Consider the following 16,853-nt stretch of genomic DNA (forward strand, 5'->3'; position numbering starts at 1 on the left):
AACCCCGCCGTCCGCGATGATCCGGCTGCTCACCGGGGCCGGGGCAGGGCCTAGACTCCGGTCCGTACAGATCGTCGAAGTCGTTGAACAATCACAGTCAGGGAGCGAGGGGCGGACGTGCCGGACGCGACCGTACGCACCACCGTCGCCGCGGACTACTTCCAGGGCTACTCGGTCGTCGGGCTCATCGCCCTGATCGGTGTGCTCTTCGTCGCCGTGGCCTTCGGTGCCGGGCGGCTGCTGCGGCCCGTGGTGCCGACGCCGGAGAAGCTGCTGACGTATGAGTGCGGCGTGGACCCGGTGGGCGAGGGCTGGGCACACACCCAGGTCCGCTACTACGTCTACGCGTTCCTCTACGTCATCTTCGCCGTGGACTCGATCTTCCTGTTCCCCTGGGCAACGGTCTTCGCCGCCCCTGGCTTCGGCGGCGTGACGCTGGTGGAGATGTTCATCTTCCTCGGCTTCCTCGCCGTCGGCCTGCTCTACGCATGGAAGAAGGGCGTCCTGGAATGGACGTGACCCCCGCCGCCAACAGCTCCGCGGCCGAGGCCGCAGGCGCCGCCCCCGAGTTCCTGCCGGAGCCCCGGCGCCTGGGCACCCTCGCCCGGCTCGCGCCCGAACCGATGAAGGTGGTCCTCAACTGGGGCCGCCGCTACAGCCTGTGGGTCTTCAACTTCGGCCTGGCCTGTTGTGCCATCGAGTTCATCGCCGCCTCCATGGCGCGGCACGACTTCATCCGGCTCGGCGTGATCCCGTTCGCGCCCGGCCCCCGCCAGGCCGACCTGATGGTCGTGTCCGGCACCGTCACCGACAAGATGGCGCCCGCGGTCAAGCGGCTCTACGAGCAGATGCCGGAGCCGAAGTACGTCATCTCCTTCGGGGCCTGCTCCAACTGCGGCGGCCCCTACTGGGACTCGTACTCGGTCACCAAGGGCGTCGACCAGATCATCCCGGTGGATGTGTACGTCCCGGGCTGCCCGCCGCGGCCGGAGGCGCTGCTGCAGGGCATCCTCAAGCTCCAGGAGAAGATCGCGCGCGAGTCGCTGGGCGAGCGGTACGCGAAGGGCGGCGCCGCCCGGCCCTCGGCGGCCGCGCTGCGCAGCGGGCTGGTCACGCCGCCCGCGCCGAAGCCGGCGGACGCGCCGGGGTCCGCGGACGCGCCGAAGCCGACGGGGGAGGAACCGCGATGAGCGAGCAGCCCGAGCAGCAGCCGGGGACCCCCGACCGGCCCGGGGCCCCCGCGCAGCCGGAAACCCCCGGCAAGGCAACGGCCCCTGCCCAGGCGGCAGCTGAGCAGCCGGCGACTCCGAGCGACCAGGCCGACCCGGCCGAGCAGTCCGAGCAGGCCGAGCCGGCTCCGGCCGAGCCGGTCGTCGGCTGGCTGCCGCGTCCGGCGAGCGAGATCTTCGGGGCCGGGGCCACCGCGGAGCTGGCGTACGACCTGCTGACCGTCGACGTCCCCGCGGACGGCTGGCTCGCCGCGCTGACGACCGCCCGCGACACCCTGGGCTGCCGCTACTTCGACTGGCTGAGCGCCGTCGACGAGCCCGGCACCGGCTTCCGGATCTGTGCCCACCTCGCGGAGGTGGCGCGCCCCGGCACCGTCCACCGGCTGATCGTGCGGACGACCGTGCCGCACGACGCGGCCGTGCTGCCCACCGCCGTCGAGGTGTACGCGGGCGCGGGCTGGCACGAGCGGGAGACCCACGAGATGTTCGGGGTCGACTTCACCGGCCACCCGCACCTCGCACCGCTGCTGCTCCCGGACAACTTCGAAGGCCACCCGCTGCGCAAGGACTTCGTACTGGCGGCGCGGGTCGCCAAGGCGTGGCCTGGAGCCAAGGAGCCGGGGGAGTCCGAGCACGGCGGGCCCAAGCGGCGTCAGATGCTGCCCCCGGGCGTTCCGGACCCGAACGAGTGGGGCCCGCTGAAGGGCCAGCTGCCGCCTGCGCCCGCACGTCCTGCGCGGGGTGCGCGGGCGGCCGGCGGCGCGGCGGGCGAGCGTCCGGCACGGCGTACCCGTACGGCGGGCGCGGGCTCGGCCAGCCAGCAGGCGACGGGGGAGGGGGCCGGAGCCCCGGCCGCCCCGGCGCCTGCCGAGCGGCCGGAGCGTCCGGCACGGCGCACCCGTTCGGCGAGCGAGGGCTCGGCCGGCCAGCGGCGCGCGACGGCGGACGCTGCCCCGAGCGCCGAGGCGCCGGCCGCGGAGGCCGCGGCCGCGGAGGCCGCGACGACCGCGGCTCCGGCGACTGAGGCCCCGGCGCCCGCGGCCCCGTCGAAGGAGACGAAGCCCAAGGACGCCCCGCCGACCGACGCCCCGGCGAAGGAGGCGCCCGCCCAGGATGCCCCGGCCCCGGCGGCCCCCGCGAAGGCGGCGCCCGCGCGCTCCTCCGACGCGCCCTGGCACCACGCCCGTCCGGCCTTCGACGAGCCGGAGCGCAAGGCGGAGCCGGAGCCCGAGCCGAAGACCGAGCCCGGCACGACGGCCGCCCCGGAGGCGCCGGACGCCACCACGACCGCCCCGGAGCCCCCGCAAGAGAAGGCGGAGCCCGAGCCCCCGGCCACCACGGAGCCCGCACCGCCCGCCGCCCCGGCCGCCCCGGAGCGGAAACCGTCGGCCGCCCCCGACCCGGAGCCCGCACCCCGGCCCCGGCAGGACGGCGCGCCCGACGACGCACCCCAGGACCCGGCAGGAGGCGACACCCCATGAGCGACGCTCTCGACATCGCGCTGCGTCTGCTCGCCGTCTTCGTCGTCTTCCTGGTCTTCCCCCTGGTCATCGGGCAGACCGAGCACAAGGTCATGGCCCATATGCAGGGCCGGCTCGGGCCGATGTACGCGGGCGGCTTCCACGGCTGGGCACAGCTCGTCGCCGACGGGGTGAAGTTCGCGCAGAAGGAAGACATCGTGCCGGCCGGTGCCGACCGGCGGATCTTCCAGCTCGCGCCCGCCGTCGCCCTGCTGCCCTACCTCCTGGTCCTGGTCGCCATCCCGATAGGCCCGCACAACGCCGTGGGCCAGGCCCTGGACGCGGGCATCTTCTTCGTGCTCGCCGTCATGGGCGTCGGGGTGCTCGGCTCGCTGATGGCAGGCTGGGCCTCGGCGAACAAGTTCTCGCTGCTCGGCGGTCTGCGCACGGCCGCGCAGCTGCTGGCGTACGAGCTGCCGATGCTGCTCGCCGCGGCCTCCGTGGCGATGGCGGCCGGCACGCTCTCACTGCCCGGCATCATCGAGGCCTTCCACTGGTGGTGGGTGCCCTGGCAGATCGTCGGCGGGGTGGTCTTCTTCACCGCGGGCCTCGCCGAGCTGCAGCGGCCGCCGTTCGACATGCCGGTCGCCGACTCGGAGATCATCTTCGGTGCGTACACCGAGTACACCGGGCTGCGCTTCGCGCTCTTCCTCCTCGCCGAGTACGCGGGCATCGTCGTCCTCTGCGCCCTGACCTCCGTCCTCTTCCTGGGCGGCTGGCACGGCCCGTTCGGCGCCGACGGCCTGGGCTGGCTGTGGACGCTGCTGAAGACCGTGATCCTCGCCTTCGGCGTCATCTGGCTGCGGGTGACCTACCCGCGGCTGCGCGAGGACCAGCTGCAGAAGCTCGCCTGGACGGTCCTCATCCCGCTCGCCCTCGCCCAGATCGCCCTCACCGGCGTCGTCAAGGTGGTGATCTCGTCATGAGCTTCCCCGGTTCCGGCCTCGCCAAGGGGCTGGCCGTCACCCTCCGGACGATGACGAAACGATCGGTCACCGCGCAGTACCCGGACGTCCAGCCCGACCTCCCGCCGCGTACCCGTGGCGTCATCGGGCTGTTCGAGGAGAACTGCACGGTCTGCATGCTGTGCGCCCGTGAGTGCCCGGACTGGTGCATCTACATCGACTCCCACAAGGAGACGGTGCCGCCCGCCGCCCCCGGCGGGCGTGAGCGCAGCCGCAATGTGCTGGACCGCTTCGCGATCGACTTCGCGCTGTGCATGTACTGCGGCATCTGCATCGAGGTCTGCCCCTTCGACGCGCTCTTCTGGTCACCGGAGTTCGAGTACGCCGAGACGGACATCCGCGATCTGACCCATGAGCGGGACAAGCTCCGCGAGTGGATGTGGACGGTGCCCGAGCCCCCGGCGCTCGACCCGGCGGCCGAGGAGCCCAAGGAACTCGCCGCCGCCCACAAGGCCGCGGACAAGCTCGCCGCCCAGCAGGCGGCCGAGGCCCAGGCTCAGGCCGAAGCCGCGGCCCAGGGTGAGGACCAGGACCGAACGGACACCCCAGGGGAGGGACAGTGACGCTCGCCGCCGCCGGCCCCGGCTTTCTCTCACCCACGGGTGTCGAGATCGCCTTCGTCCTCGTCGGCATCGCCACCCTCGGCGCGGCCGTCATCACCGTCACCACCCGGCAGCTGGTGCACGCCGCCCTCTGGCTGGTCGTCGCCCTCGGCGGGATCGCCGTCGAATACCTCCTCCTCACGGCCGAGTTCATCGCCTGGGTGCAGGTGCTGATCTACGTCGGTTCGGTCGTCGTCCTGCTGCTCTTCGGGCTGATGCTCACCAGGGCGCCCATCGGCCGCTCCCCGGACGCCGATTCGGGCAACCGCTGGGCCGCGCTCACGGTGGCCCTCGCCTCGGCCGGCGCGCTGGTCTGGGTGGTCGTGGACGCCTTCCGCGCCACCTGGATCAGCTTCGAGGGCGCCGCGCAGGGCTCCACCGAGGCCTCCGGGCGCACCCTCTTCCGGTACTGGGTGCTGCCCTTCGAGGCGCTGTCCGTGCTGCTGCTCGCCGCGCTCGTCGGGGCGATCGTGCTGTCCCGCAGGACGGGCGAGGGCCGGGCCGCCGCGGCGGACCTCACGAACGGTGCCTCCCGCGCCGCGGCCGCCCCCGCCCCCCGAGAGGAGCAGCGCTGATGCATCTCGCCTACCCGGCCGTCCTCGCGGTCCTCCTCTTCTGCACCGGTCTGTACGGCGTGCTCGCCCGTCGCAACGCGATCCTGGTGCTGATGTCCGTCGAGCTGATGCTCAACGCCGTCAACCTCAACCTCGTCGCCTTCGACGTCTGGCTGCGCGACACCCTGCACACCGGCCAGGCGCTCACCCTGTTCACCATCGCCATCGCCGCCGCCGAGATCGGCATCGGGCTGGCGATCGTGCTGCTCGTCTACCGCAACCGCGGCAGCTCCGACATCGACCGGCTCCGTGACCTCGCCGAGCAGGCGGACGCCGGGGACACGGACCCGCGGCCGGACACCACGGCGGAGGCCGCCGCGTGACCCTCACGACCACTGCCGTTCTCGTTCCCCTCCTGCCCTTCCTCGGGGCCGTCGCCGGTCTCCTCCTGGGCGGCCGGGCGCCCGGATTCGTCCGGCCGCTGGCCGTGCTGCCGACGCTGGCCGCGGCCGCGCTCGCGGTGACCGTCGCGGTCGCGCAGGGCGCGGGACCGGCCACCGACATCGCCACCCGGCTCACCCCGACCGGCTCGATCCCCATCGACCTGGCCCTGCACATCGACGGCTTCGCCGCGCTGCTCGCCGTCCTGGTCGGGCTCGTGGCGACCTGTGTGCAGCTCTACTCCACCGCCTACCTGCGCGACGACCCGCGCTACCCCTCCTACGCCGCGCTGGTCTCGCTCTTCACCTCCGCGATGCTGCTGGTCGTCTACACCGGCGACCTGATGCTGCTGCTGGTCGGCTGGGAAGTCATGGGCCTGTGCTCCTACTTCCTCGTCGGCCACTACTGGGAGACCGAGGCGGCCCGCGCCGCCTCCCTCAAGGCCTTCCTCGTCACCAAGCTCGGTGACGTCCCCTTCCTCTTCGGCATCTTCGCGCTGGCCGCCGACGCCGGAACCTTCCGCATCACCGGCATCCTCGGCACCGTCGCCGGCGGCGGCCTGGACCATCCGACGCTGATCGCGCTGCTGCTGCTGGCCGGAGTCGCGGGCAAGTCGGCGCAGTTCCCGCTGCACACCTGGCTCCCGGACGCGATGGCCGGTCCGACGCCCGTCTCGGCGCTGATCCACGCCGCGACGATGGTGGCGGCCGGTATCTATGTCGTGGCCCGTCTCCTCCCCGTCTTCGCCGCCTCCGCGGCCGCGCTGGTGGTGATGGCCGTCATGGCCGCGATCACCATGGTCGGCTCCGGTCTCGCCGCGCTGGCCCAGGACGACATCAAGCGCGTCCTGGCCTATTCGACGGTCGGCCAGCTCGGCTACATGCTGGGCGCGCTGGCCGTCGGCGACCGCGGTGCCGCCGTCTTCCACCTCCTCTCGCACGGTGCGTTCAAGGCCCTCCTCTTCCTCGGCGCGGGCGTGATCATCCACGCCGCGGGCACCAACTCGCTGGCCGCCATGTCCCGGATGAGCGGCCTGGCCCGGCGCATCCCGGACGCCTACTGGACCGTCACCGTCGCGCTGCTCGCGCTCGCCGCGATCCCGCCGTTCGCCGGCTTCTTCTCCAAGGAAGCCGTCCTGGGCGCCGCCGAGCACGCCGCCACCGGTGCGGCGCACGGCATCCCCGGCGCGGCCGGCTGGACCGTCCTGGTCTCCGGACTGCTCACCGCCCTCCTCACCGCGGCCTACGCCACGCGTCTGTGGCTGCTGGCCTTCCGGGGCAAGGGCGTCGAGGTCCCCGACCACGGCCCGCAGCCCCTCGTCATGAACGCCGTGCTGTGGGTGCTCTTCGTCCCCACCGTCGCGCTCGGTCTCGCCGCCCCCCTGCTGCCCGACTGGTTCGACGGGCGTTCGCTCGCGCCGACCCTGACCACCTCCGTCCTGGGCACCGGTATCGCCCTCGTCGGCGGCCTGGTCACCTACGCGGCCTGGCGCCACACCACCGCGCTGGCCGCCCGCACCCCCATCGGCGCGGTCGTCACCGACCCGGACGCCCCGCCCGGGCTCGCCGAGGAGACGGCCATCGCCACCCATGCCCCGGTCTACGGAAGCGTCGCCGCCGCCCCGGACCCGGCCGACCCCGGCCGGCTCCTCCTCGGCCCGCTGCAGCCGCACGCCGCCGTCGGCTTCCACCTCGACGCGGTCTACACCGCGCTGTTCGTCCGGCCCGTACGTGCCGCCGCCACGCTCGTCCGCTTCCTGGACCGCGAGGTCGTCGACACCTACGTCCGCGGTGCCGGAGCCGCGCCGGGCTGGCTGGGCGCCGCCGTCCGCCGGGCCCAGACCGGGAACGTGCAGACCTACCTGGGCGCGCTGCTCGCGGGTTCGCTCGTGCTGGCCGTCGCCGCCGTCCTCGTCGCCACGGGCACGGGAGCCTGACCGTGCCGCCATCCCCCGGGGGCCGACCCCCGCACGCCCAGCCGACAGCCCCCGTGGCCTGCCTCGCCGGAGCCGAACCCCTGAGGAGGGCCTGACCCGTGAATCACACCGCTATGCAGCTTCTCCTCGCGGCCGTCGTCGTCCTCCCCCTGGCCGGCGCGCTCGCCGCACTGCTCCCGGCCCCGCCCGGACTGAAGGGCAGGAACCCCGGCCAGGCCGTGCTGCGCCACGGCGTGACCGTCACCGGCGTCGTGCTCGCCGCGGCGATCGCCCTGGCCGTGGGCTTCGACCACGACCACCCGGCCCGTATGCAGGCCACCACCGACATCAGCTGGATTCCGGCGCTCGACATCCGCATCCACCTCGGCGTCGACGGCATCTCGCTCCCCCTCGTCGTCCTGACCGCGCTGCTGACCTTCCTCTGCGCGCTCTACTCCTACTTCCACATGCCAACGGGCCCGTCCCCCAAGGCATTCGTGGCCCTGCTGCTCACTCTTGAGGCCGGCACCCTCGCCACCTTCGCCGTCCTCGACCTGATGCTCTTCTTCCTCGCCTTCGAGATGGTGCTCATCCCGATGTACTTCCTCATCGCCCGCTGGGGCGGGGCGGGGAAGCAGGCGGCGGCCTGGAAGTTCATCCTCTACACGCTGCTCGGCTCCGTCGTGATGCTGCTCGGCCTCCTCCTCATCGGTGTGAAGTCCGGCACTTTCGACATGGTGGCACTCGCCACTGACAACGGCCCGAACGACCGGCTCAGCCACACGGTTCAGGTGCTCGCGGTGCTCGCGATCGGCATCGGACTGGCGGTCAAGTCGCCCCTGTGGCCGCTGCACAGCTGGCTGCCCGACGCCCACACCGCCGCCCCCACCGTCGGCTCGGTGCTGCTGGCCGGCGTCCTGCTGAAGATGGGCACCTACGGCTTCGTACGGATCGCCCTGCCCATCACACCCGACGGCATGCGGACCTTCGCGCCGTACCTCGCCGCGCTGGCCGCCGTCGGCATCATCTACGGCTCGCTCGCCTGCCTCGCCCTCGTCCGCAAGGGCGCCAAGGGCGACCTCAAGCGCCTGATCGCCTACAGCTCCGTCGGCCACATGGGCTTCGTCCTGCTCGGCATCGCCAGCATGACCCCCACCGGCGTCAACGGCGCACTGTTCGCCAACATCGCGCACGGCCTGATCACCGGCCTGCTCTTCTTCCTCGTCGGCGCCCTCAAGGACCGCTACGGCAGCACCGACCTCGACACCCTCGCGGGCAGCACCGGCGCCGCCCTCTACGGCCGGGCGCCGCGCTTCGGCGGGCTGCTCGCCTTCGCCGCCGTCGCCTCCCTGGGCATCCCCGGACTGGCCGGCTTCTGGGGCGAGATGCTGGCGATGTTCGGGGCCTTCCAGCCGGCCCCGGGCCTCAGCCGCCCCGCCTTCCTGACGTTCATGGTGCTGGCCGGCCTCGGCACCCTGCTGACCGCGGCCTATCTGCTGCTCGTCGTCCGCCGCGTCTGTATGGGCGGGACCCCGCACCTCGCTCCCACCGCGCCGCTCGGCACCGCCGACCCGGCTGACGGGGACCCCTCCGGAGAGCCCGCGCCGGCCCCCGTGGTCCCCGACATCGCGCGCTACGAATACGCGGCCTGGACCCCCCTCGCCGTCCTCACCGTCCTCGCCGGACTGTGGCCCGCGGCCCTCCTCGGCCTCACCGACCCGGCCGTCCAGCAGCTCCTCGGAGGCGGTAAGTGATGAGCTCGATCACCCCTCTGGTCCAGTCCGTCGACTGGGTCGCCCTCGCGCCGCCCACCCTCACCGCGGCCGTCGCCCTGGTGGTGCTCGTCGCCGACCTCTTCCTCCCGGCGGCCCGCAAACCGCTGCTGGGCTGGATGGCCACGGCCGGCCTCGCGGTCTCCGCGCTCCTCCTGCTGCCCCTCCTGGGCGGCGGCCGGCGCACCTTCTGCCTGCCCGCCCACCCCGAGGTGTGCAGCTATGTGGCCGACCCGTTCGCCCTGGTCATCCAGTTCCTGGTGCTCGGCGGGGCGCTGCTGACCGCCCTGCTGTCCATCGACACCATCAGGGACCAGGACCTGCCCGCCGGCGAGTACTGGTTCCTGCTGCTCTCCTCGGCCGCCGGCGCCGCCCTGCTGCCCGCCTCCCGGGACCTCGCCACCCTCGTCATCGCCCTCGAAGTGGCCTCGCTGCCCGCCTTCGCCCTCGTGGGGCTGCGGCGCGGCGACCGGCTCTCCTCCGAGGCGGCGCTGAAGTTCTTCCTGTCCTCGGTGGCCGCCACCGCCGTGATGCTGCTCGGCGTGAGCTTCCTGTACGCGGCCACCGGCAGCCTCCACCTCTCCCAGGTGGCCCACGGCCTCACCGCGCTCCCCGACCCGCGGCTGGCCACTCTGGCGAGCGCCGGCGTCGCGCTCACCCTGGTCGGCTTCGCCTTCAAGACGGCCGCCGCCCCGTTCCACTTCTGGGTGCCGGACACCTATGTCGGCGCACCGCTCCCCATTGCCGGCTACCTGTCCGTGGTCGGCAAGGCGGTCGGCTTCTCCGGCCTGATCCTCGTCACGGTCCAGGGCTTCCCGTCGTACGCGGACGTCTGGGGCCCGGCGCTGGCCGTCCTCGCCGCGCTCACCATGACCGTCGGCAATGTCGCGGCCCTCCGCCAGGACCCCCGCCGCGCGCACAGCGCGGTACGGCTGCTCGCCTGGTCGTCGGTCGGCCAGGCCGGCTACCTCCTGGTGCCGATCGCGGCGGCCGGCTACACCCGGGACCCGGCGCACGCCATCGGCTCCACCGTCGCCTACGCCCTGATGTACGCGGCCGTGAACCTCGGCGCCTTCGCCGTCGCCGCCCTGGTGGCCCGTACGCGCCCCGCCAACCGCATCACCGACTACCGGGGCCTCTACGCCCGCCGCCCGCTGGCAGCGCTCGCCATGGGCTTCTTCCTGCTGTGCCTGGCCGGGCTGCCGCCGGGCATCATCGGCCTGTTCGCCAAGGTCACGGTGTTCTCCGTGGCCGTCGACGCGGGGCTGGCCTGGCTCGCGGTGGTCATGGCGGTCAATGTCGTGATCGCGCTCTACTACTACCTGCAGTGGACCACGGTCCTCTTCCGGGGAGCCGAGGCCGGCGAAGCCGCGCCCGAGGCCGCCCCGGCGGAGGAACGGCCGTCCCGCGCCGGCATCCCGGCGCCCCTCGCCACCGCCATCGCGCTCGCGTCCGTGCTCGGCATCGCCCTCTCCGGCGCCCCCCAGCTCGTCCTGCGCTTCGCCTCCGGGACGCTGCTCTAACGGGCCGGGCGGCGCAGCCCGCACCCTCCGGGGGCCCACAGCGGCCCTCAGCCCGCCCGTACGGCGACAGGCCCCACCGGGCGCGGTTCCGTGCCGCGTCCGGCCCCGCCGCGCGCGCACCGGGGAACCAGGCTCGTTCATCTCGCGTTGACCAGTGAGTAAGGGTCCACTGGAGAGTGGAGACACGCAGCACAGGGTTCCCCTGCCGCACCGCTTGGAGGGCGTACCGTGCACCGCCGGCACAACGGGCTCAGGACCGCCGTACTCCTCGGGGGACTGTCCGCCCTCATCATCCTCATCGGCAGCCTGTTCGGCCGTACGGGCCTGATCATCGCCGTCGTCGTCGCCCTGGGCACCAACGCCTACGCGTACTGGAACAGCGACAAGCTCGCCCTGCGGGCCATGCGCGCCCGCCCGGTCAGCGAGTTCGAGGCGCCCCAGCTCTACCGCATGGTCCGCGAGCTCTCCACCACGGCCCGCCGGCCCATGCCGCGCCTGTACCTCTCCCCGACCCAGGCGCCCAACGCCTTCGCCACCGGCCGCAACCCCCGAAACGCCGCGGTCTGTTGCACCGACGGCATCCTCCAGCTGCTCGACGAACGCGAGCTGCGCGGTGTCCTCGGCCATGAGCTCAGCCATGTCTACAACCGCGACATCCTCATCTCCTCCGTCGCGGGCGCGCTGGCCTCCGTCGTGATGTTCCTCGTCAACTTCGCCTGGCTGATTCCCATAGGCCGCTCCGACGACGACGAGGGCCCCGGCCTGCTGGGCATGCTGCTGATCATGATCCTCGGGCCGGTCGCGGCCGGGATCGTCCAGCTCGCCGTCAGCCGCTCCCGCGAGTACCAGGCGGACGCCTCGGGCGCCCAGCTCACGGGCGACCCGCTGGCCCTGGCCTCCGCCCTGCGCAAGCTGGAGGCGGGCACCCGGCAGCTCCCGCTGCCGCCCGAGCCGCGGCTGGAGACGGCCGGCCACCTGATGATCGCCAATCCGTTCCGGGCGGGCGAGGGCCTGTCCCGGCTGTTCTCCACCCACCCCCCGATGCGCGAACGCATCGCCCGGCTGGAACAGATGGCGGGCCGCCGCCCCTGACGGCCGGGCCGCCCTCCGGCCGGGCCCCTCCGGGCCGGCCGGCCGCCGCGGTGGCCGCCGCCCGCCGGCCGCCGCATCATGAACGCAACGCTTCACCCGGTCCCGAGCGTCTTGCCCGGCAGTTACGTCCTACGCCGCGCCCGTGGAAGGCTGCTGATCATGAAGTTCATCCTCAACGTCCTCTGGCTGATCCTCAGCGGCTTCTGGCTGGCGCTCGGCTACCTGGCCGCGGGCATCATCTGCTGCATCCTCATCGTCACCATCCCGTTCGGCATCGCGTCCTTCCGGATCGCGGGCTACGCCCTGTGGCCCTTCGGCCGGACGACCGTCGAACGTCATGACGCCGGCGCCGGCTCGGCGATCGGCAACGTCATCTGGATCATCTTCGCGGGCTGGTGGCTGGCCCTGGGGCACGTCGTCACCGGCCTCGTCCTGTGCGTGACGATCATCGGCATCCCCTTCGGCATCGCCAACTTCAAGATGATCCCGATCTCCCTCATGCCGCTCGGCCGCGACATCGTCCCCACCGACGAGCCCTTCGCGGTCCGCTGACCGCCCGCCCCGCCCGGCCCCTCGCCTCAGACCCGTACGAGCCCCCGAGGGGCCATATACCGCCCGAACCCCAGCGGTTCGACGCCCGGCAGGGTCCCGATGAAGCGCAGCACCTCCCCGTCGGGCCGCAGCCGGGTGCCGGCCTCCCGTTCGTGCGACTCCGGGTCCGTCCACTCGCTGTAGTTGACGACCCGGTCGCCGTCCTCGGCGATGTGGAAGTGCGAGGCGATCCCGCCCTCCCCCCGCTGAAACCCACCGACCAGCTCCAGCAGGCCGTCGACGAGCTCCCGCGCCGCGTCGTGCCCCGCCGTCCGGAAGGCGACGCGTACGACGCAGCCCGGCTCCCGCGGCGCGCCGTGCGGCAGCATGCTGCGGTACAGCCGGAAGCGCCCGGGACCGGCGTTGCCGACGTCCCCCACGCCGTCCAGCACCGCCGCGATCCGCCCGCTCAGCCCGGTGCTCTCGGTCCGTACGAACTCCTGATGTGCCGCGTGGCTCGTCCACTGCGCGTAATTGAGCACACGGCGCCCGTCCGTCCCGGCGAACAGCACCCGCGACAGGAAGCCCGCCGGCAGCGGCGTCTCCTCCCAGGCGCGGGCGACCCCGTCCAGGACGGCCCGCTGCCCCGCCGGACTCCCGGCGTCCCACTCACTGATCAGTACGGCACCCGCGTCCGCCCGCCGGACCTGCGGAAACACATCGGTACGGAACTCCCCGGAGCGGGCCGGTGCCTCATGCGAAGACGTCATGCCACGACCCTGCAGGCTCAACAGCGGTTGAGGTCAAGCACTCCTCGGGGGCGCGCTCGCGCCGCCCGGCACACAGGTGGGGCGGCACGCCGCAGCGCGCCGCCCCATCCTGTGGCACCCGGAAAGCCGGGCTCCTAGCGGTAGTTCACGAACTGCAGGGCGAAGTCCAGGTCCTTGCCCTTCAGCAGCTGCTGCACCGCCTGCAGGTCGTCCCGGCTCTTCGAGCTGACCCGCAGCTCGTCGCCCTGCACCTGCGCCTTGACGCCCTTCGGGCCCTCATCGCGGATGATCTTGGCGACCTTCTTGGCGTTGTCCTGCGAGATCCCCTCCTCGATCGAGGCGAAGATCTTGTACTCCTTGCCCGAGGCCTGCGGCTCGCCGGCGTCCAGCGCCTTCAGCGAGATCCCGCGCTTGACCAGCTTGGACTGGAAGATGTCGAGTACGGCCTTCACCCGCTCCTCGGCGTTGGCCCGCATCTCGATCTTCTCGCCCGACCAGTCGATCGACGCGCCCACGCCCTTGAAGTCGTAGCGCTGCGAGATCTCCTTGGCGGCCTGGTTGAGGGCGTTGTCGACCTCCTGCCGCTCTACCTTCGAGACGATGTCGAAACTGGAGTCGGCCATGTTGAGTTGGCTCCTCGTACGTAGATCCATCAGGGGTGCGGCCCGTCCCCGGACCGCCTGCCCAGCCTAGCCACCCGCCCAAGATCCAGCGCTCTCGAATCGAGTGGCGAACCACCCCCGGCGATCAGGTATGGTTTACGTCGTTGCCACGGAGCACCGCCCAGAGCGGGACTCCCGGCAGCAATCCCAGGCGGTGTGCCCGAGCGGCCAAAGGGAGCAGACTGTAAATCTGCCGGCTCAGCCTTCCCAGGTTCGAATCCTGGCGCCGCCACAGTGGAGGAAATCCCCTCCGACCTGCTGACACAGCAGGTCGGAGGGGATTTTTCGTTTGCCGGGACCATCTGCCCCGCTCTGAGCCCTGGAGTGCACGAACGGGCCGTCGACGGCGTATCCGAAGGTTCTGCTCGGCGTGGGGGTGCCGCACCGGCTCTCCGTTCCGTTCACCGAACCAAGATCATTAAGGTGATCGCCACCCGGCCCGCTGACGCGCACGCGCCAAAGCGGCGGCCGTGGCTTCTGCCCCACAGCCCCCCACGTCCCTTAGGGAGAAGACCGTGCGATCACGTGCACGTACCCGGATGCTGACCCTGGCCGGCACCGTCGCCCTCGCCACCCTCACCGCCGCGCCGGCGGCGCACGCCGCCGCCTCGGGGTGCACCCACAACTGGAGCGGCCCGCAGGTCTGCATCGAGACCACCGGCGAGAGCGGCAACACGCACCCCGGCACGATCACCGCCACCTGGACCAACCCGCCCGGGAACCGCAGCAAGGCGACGGTCTACATCACGAACTGGGCCGCGGGCACCCACACGATGACCGCCAAGCGCCACGGCGACGAGATCAAGGGCAGCTGGACCCCGGAGGGCAATCCCTTCATGGACGGCAAGCTCTGCGCCCGTTTCAAGGGCTCCAACGCCAAGGCCTGCGTCGACCTGATCAACCGGTAGCGCCCCGTCCCGGCACGGCTCCCCGCCTCGGAAGCGGGGAGCCGTCTTGGCCCGTCAGATCTCCGCGCGCCCATACCGGGGCCCTCATCCTCCCCGTAGGCGCTGCGGCGGCCTTGTACGGCACTTGCGCGGGGAGCCGGACGGCGGCACACCGAAGACCGGATGGCCCGCCGCCCCACCGGAGTTCAGAGACGTCGGTCACGGCAGCCGCGGCACCGCGGCCGCGCCCCCGCGCGGGCGCCACCGCCCCTCAGCCCCCGGCCACCGCCCGCACCGCTTCCCGGACGGGGACGTCCCCGCCGATCAGTTCCAGCGTCCGGCCGATGGTGCCCGGCTCGTCGAGCAGCTCCACCAGGACGGCGGCCACATCGTCCCGGGTCACTTCGCTGCGGCCGGTCGCGTCGGCCAGCGTCACCAGGTCCGTGCCGGCGTCGTTGGTCAGCCGGCCCGGCCGCAGGATCGTCCAGTCCAGCCCGGCGCGGGCCCGTACGTCCGCGTCCGCCGCGCCCTTCGCCCGCAGGTACGCCGCGAAGACCGGGTCGGTGCCCTCGGGGGGCTCACGGTCCGCGCCCATGGACGAGACGACGAGGAAGCGCCGTACCCCGGCCGCCTCCGCCGCGTCCGCGAAGACCGCCGCCGCACCGCGGTCCACCGTGTCCTTGCGTTCGATGCCACTGCCCGGTCCCGCGCCCGCCGCGAAGACGGCCGCGTCGGCGCCGTCCATGTGCCGGGCGACGTCCTCCACCGACGCCGACTCCAGGTCGCAGACCACCGGTTCGGCTCCCGCGGCCAGCAGATCACCGGCCTGTTCCGGCCGGCGGATGATGCCCGCGACCTCGTCCCCGCGCTTGGCGAGCAACCGCTCCAGCCGCAGCGCGATCTGACCATGTCCACCTGCGATGACAATGCGCATGATCCCGACCGTACGCGGTGCCGCCGCCGTGGCGTACGGGACCGGCCGGGGAGCGGCCCTTCTCCCCGCCCGCGGCTCAGCGCTGCGACTGCCGCGGCAGCTCCAGCGCCACGTCCGCCGCCGAGTCGCAGTACTCCCGCACCGCGCTGGTCCGGGCGACCACCCGCCCGCGGTGGATCACGATCCGGCTGTACGCGAGCGAGAGCACCCCGGCGATCCGCTCCCCACGCACCGCCAGCAGCTCCGCGGGGAAGCCCGCCTCGACCCGCACCTCCGGCAGCCCCAGCGTCGCCCGCGCCGCCGAACTCACCGTCCCGTAAGCCGCCTCCGGCGTCGCCTCACCCAGGGAGGCCAGCAGATACGCGGCCTCCAGCGGGTCCCCGCGCCCCACCGGGTTCGCCACGTCCCGCAGCGCCCCGCTGCCCGCCGCCACCCGCACCCCGGCCGCCCGCAGCAGCCGTACCGGCGCCGGCCGCGACACCCGCGAGCCGTACCGCTCCAGGCCCGTGCAGTCGCCCTGCGGCAGGCACACGACGGCGACCCCGGCGGCCGCCAGCTGCTCGGCGACCCGCGCCGCCACGCTCCGCGGCATCCGCGCCATCCCGGCGCACGGCCCGAGGGCGACGCCCGGCCGCAGCCCGCCCGACATCGCCGCGAACCGCGCCAGCCGCGCAGGGTCGTCGCCGTCGGTGTGCAGATCCACCGGACAGCCGTGCTCCCCGGCCAGCTCCAGCACCGTTTCGACGTACCCGGCCGGATCGGGGTCCAGGTCCGGGCAGCCGCCGATGACCGAGGCGCCCATCTTCACCGCGTCCCGCAGCATCGCCAGCCCGTCCGCCCCGGCCACCCCGGTCAGCACCCGCGGCACCGCGACCGCCGCCAGATCGGCCAGCCCGCGCAGCGACCGACGGGCCTGCAGCACCGCCTCCAGCGAGCGCAGGCCCTGGACGTCGCCGATCCTGACGTGGCTGCGGGAAGCGGTGGCGCCGTGCCCCAGTTGCAGCAGCGCGGCCTCGGTCGTCCGCCGCTGGACGTCCTCGGGCGAACTGGACGCGGGCCCGTCGGAGTCGGCCGTCAGCGCGGTGTCGCAGTGCGCGTGGGGCTCGGCGGGGGCGGGGAGCAGGAGGTAGCCGGCGAGGTCGACGCGGGCGCCCTGCGGGGCGAGGCTGCCGGCCGTCCCGACGGCCTCGATGTGTCCGCCGCCGAGCCGTACGTCCACCGTCCGGCCGTCCGCGAGCCGCGCGCCGCACAGCACCAGCGCCCCGCCTTCCGGCCTGGCGAACCGGCCGGGCCCGCCGGGTTTTCCCGGCTGCGGCTGCGGCGAACTGCTGTCGGACATCGCGCTCCTCGAAGGCACCCGGCGTGCAAGATCACGCAGCGTTCTTCCGAGCCTAGGCCGCGGCCGGGAGAGCTTCGCGCAGGCGCGAAATAGTCGTACCGGTGTGGTGCGCGGGGC

17 protein-coding genes and 1 tRNA gene are annotated in these 16,853 nt (G+C 73.2%); 14 read left to right on the forward strand and 4 right to left on the reverse strand.

Going from position 1 to position 16,853, the window contains the following annotated elements; translation table 11 throughout:
• The first annotated feature begins 117 nt into the window (after window positions 1-117).
• From ACWC9R_RS16190 to ACWC9R_RS16245, 12 genes are all read left to right on the forward strand, one after another.
• Entirely contained in the window at window positions 118-519 is a 402-nt protein-coding gene (locus ACWC9R_RS16190; protein WP_362605850.1) for an NADH-quinone oxidoreductase subunit A, read from the forward strand.
• Entirely contained in the window at window positions 510-1,190 is a 681-nt protein-coding gene (locus tag ACWC9R_RS16195) for an NADH-quinone oxidoreductase subunit B (RefSeq protein ID WP_393365540.1), read from the forward strand. Before ACWC9R_RS16190 ends, ACWC9R_RS16195 begins: the two co-directional genes overlap by 10 nt.
• A complete protein-coding gene (locus ACWC9R_RS16200) occupies window positions 1,187-2,710 on the forward strand; it encodes an NADH-quinone oxidoreductase subunit C (RefSeq protein WP_450732102.1) in 1,524 nt (507 codons plus the stop codon). The genes ACWC9R_RS16195 and ACWC9R_RS16200 overlap by 4 nt, the downstream gene beginning before the upstream one ends.
• Window positions 2,707-3,675 carry a complex I subunit 1/NuoH family protein gene (locus ACWC9R_RS16205; protein WP_362605857.1) on the forward strand — a complete coding sequence of 323 codons (969 nt, stop codon included), beginning with the start codon at window positions 2,707-2,709 and terminating at the stop codon, window positions 3,673-3,675. The genes ACWC9R_RS16200 and ACWC9R_RS16205 overlap by 4 nt, the downstream gene beginning before the upstream one ends.
• On the forward strand, window positions 3,672-4,277 hold the full coding sequence (locus ACWC9R_RS16210; protein WP_450732104.1) for a NuoI/complex I 23 kDa subunit family protein: 606 nt from the start codon (window positions 3,672-3,674) through the stop codon (window positions 4,275-4,277). The genes ACWC9R_RS16205 and ACWC9R_RS16210 overlap by 4 nt, the downstream gene beginning before the upstream one ends.
• Window positions 4,274-4,891, forward strand: coding sequence for an NADH-quinone oxidoreductase subunit J family protein (locus tag ACWC9R_RS16215; protein ID WP_450732105.1), 618 nt, complete (start codon window positions 4,274-4,276; stop codon window positions 4,889-4,891). The genes ACWC9R_RS16210 and ACWC9R_RS16215 overlap by 4 nt, the downstream gene beginning before the upstream one ends.
• On the forward strand, window positions 4,891-5,253 hold the full coding sequence (nuoK, locus tag ACWC9R_RS16220) for an NADH-quinone oxidoreductase subunit NuoK (protein ID WP_362605864.1): 363 nt from the start codon (window positions 4,891-4,893) through the stop codon (window positions 5,251-5,253). The genes ACWC9R_RS16215 and nuoK overlap by 1 nt, the downstream gene beginning before the upstream one ends.
• Window positions 5,250-7,247: an NADH-quinone oxidoreductase subunit 5 family protein gene (locus tag ACWC9R_RS16225; RefSeq protein ID WP_450732108.1), complete on the forward strand. Its 1,998-nt coding sequence runs from the start codon at window positions 5,250-5,252 to the stop codon at window positions 7,245-7,247. The genes nuoK and ACWC9R_RS16225 overlap by 4 nt, the downstream gene beginning before the upstream one ends.
• Window positions 7,248-7,360: 113 nt before the next feature.
• On the forward strand, window positions 7,361-8,980 hold the full coding sequence (locus ACWC9R_RS16230; protein ID WP_450732194.1) for a complex I subunit 4 family protein: 1,620 nt from the start codon (window positions 7,361-7,363) through the stop codon (window positions 8,978-8,980).
• Complete coding sequence (locus ACWC9R_RS16235) at window positions 8,980-10,521, forward strand: NADH-quinone oxidoreductase subunit N (RefSeq protein WP_450732110.1); 1,542 nt, start codon at window positions 8,980-8,982, stop codon at window positions 10,519-10,521. The genes ACWC9R_RS16230 and ACWC9R_RS16235 overlap by 1 nt, the downstream gene beginning before the upstream one ends.
• A 228-nt stretch (window positions 10,522-10,749) precedes the next feature.
• Window positions 10,750-11,613: a zinc metalloprotease HtpX gene (gene htpX, locus ACWC9R_RS16240; protein WP_450732112.1), complete on the forward strand. Its 864-nt coding sequence runs from the start codon at window positions 10,750-10,752 to the stop codon at window positions 11,611-11,613.
• 159 nt (window positions 11,614-11,772) lie between these two features.
• On the forward strand, window positions 11,773-12,165 hold the full coding sequence (locus ACWC9R_RS16245; protein ID WP_450732113.1) for a YccF domain-containing protein: 393 nt from the start codon (window positions 11,773-11,775) through the stop codon (window positions 12,163-12,165).
• Window positions 12,166-12,191: 26 nt separating this feature from the next.
• Here the strand turns inward: ACWC9R_RS16245 and ACWC9R_RS16250 are convergent, their stop codons facing one another.
• Window positions 12,192-12,914, reverse strand: a complete 723-nt coding sequence (locus ACWC9R_RS16250; protein ID WP_450732115.1) for an antibiotic biosynthesis monooxygenase — start codon at window positions 12,912-12,914, stop codon at window positions 12,192-12,194.
• Window positions 12,915-13,048: 134 nt separating this feature from the next.
• A complete protein-coding gene (locus tag ACWC9R_RS16255) occupies window positions 13,049-13,537 on the reverse strand; it encodes a YajQ family cyclic di-GMP-binding protein (protein ID WP_450732117.1) in 489 nt (162 codons plus the stop codon).
• A 189-nt stretch (window positions 13,538-13,726) separates the two neighbouring features.
• Between ACWC9R_RS16255 and ACWC9R_RS16260 the strand changes: the two genes are divergently transcribed.
• A tRNA-Tyr gene (locus ACWC9R_RS16260) sits at window positions 13,727-13,808 on the forward strand.
• A gap of 283 nt (window positions 13,809-14,091) precedes the next feature.
• On the forward strand, window positions 14,092-14,484 hold the full coding sequence (locus tag ACWC9R_RS16265) for a hypothetical protein (protein WP_450732118.1): 393 nt from the start codon (window positions 14,092-14,094) through the stop codon (window positions 14,482-14,484).
• Window positions 14,485-14,734: 250 nt separating this feature from the next.
• Here ACWC9R_RS16265 and ACWC9R_RS16270 read toward each other — a convergent pair whose 3' ends face one another.
• Together ACWC9R_RS16270 and ACWC9R_RS16275 are read right to left on the reverse strand one after the other, a co-directional pair.
• Window positions 14,735-15,397 (reverse strand): NAD(P)H-binding protein, encoded by a 663-nt coding sequence (locus tag ACWC9R_RS16270; RefSeq protein WP_450732120.1) that lies wholly within the window; start codon window positions 15,395-15,397, stop codon window positions 14,735-14,737.
• 76 nt (window positions 15,398-15,473) lie between these two features.
• On the reverse strand, window positions 15,474-16,736 hold the full coding sequence (locus ACWC9R_RS16275) for an amidohydrolase family protein (RefSeq protein ID WP_362605887.1): 1,263 nt from the start codon (window positions 16,734-16,736) through the stop codon (window positions 15,474-15,476).
• Between the last annotated feature and the right edge of the window lie 117 nt (window positions 16,737-16,853).

It is taken from the genome of Streptomyces sp. NPDC001219, assembly GCF_053597915.1.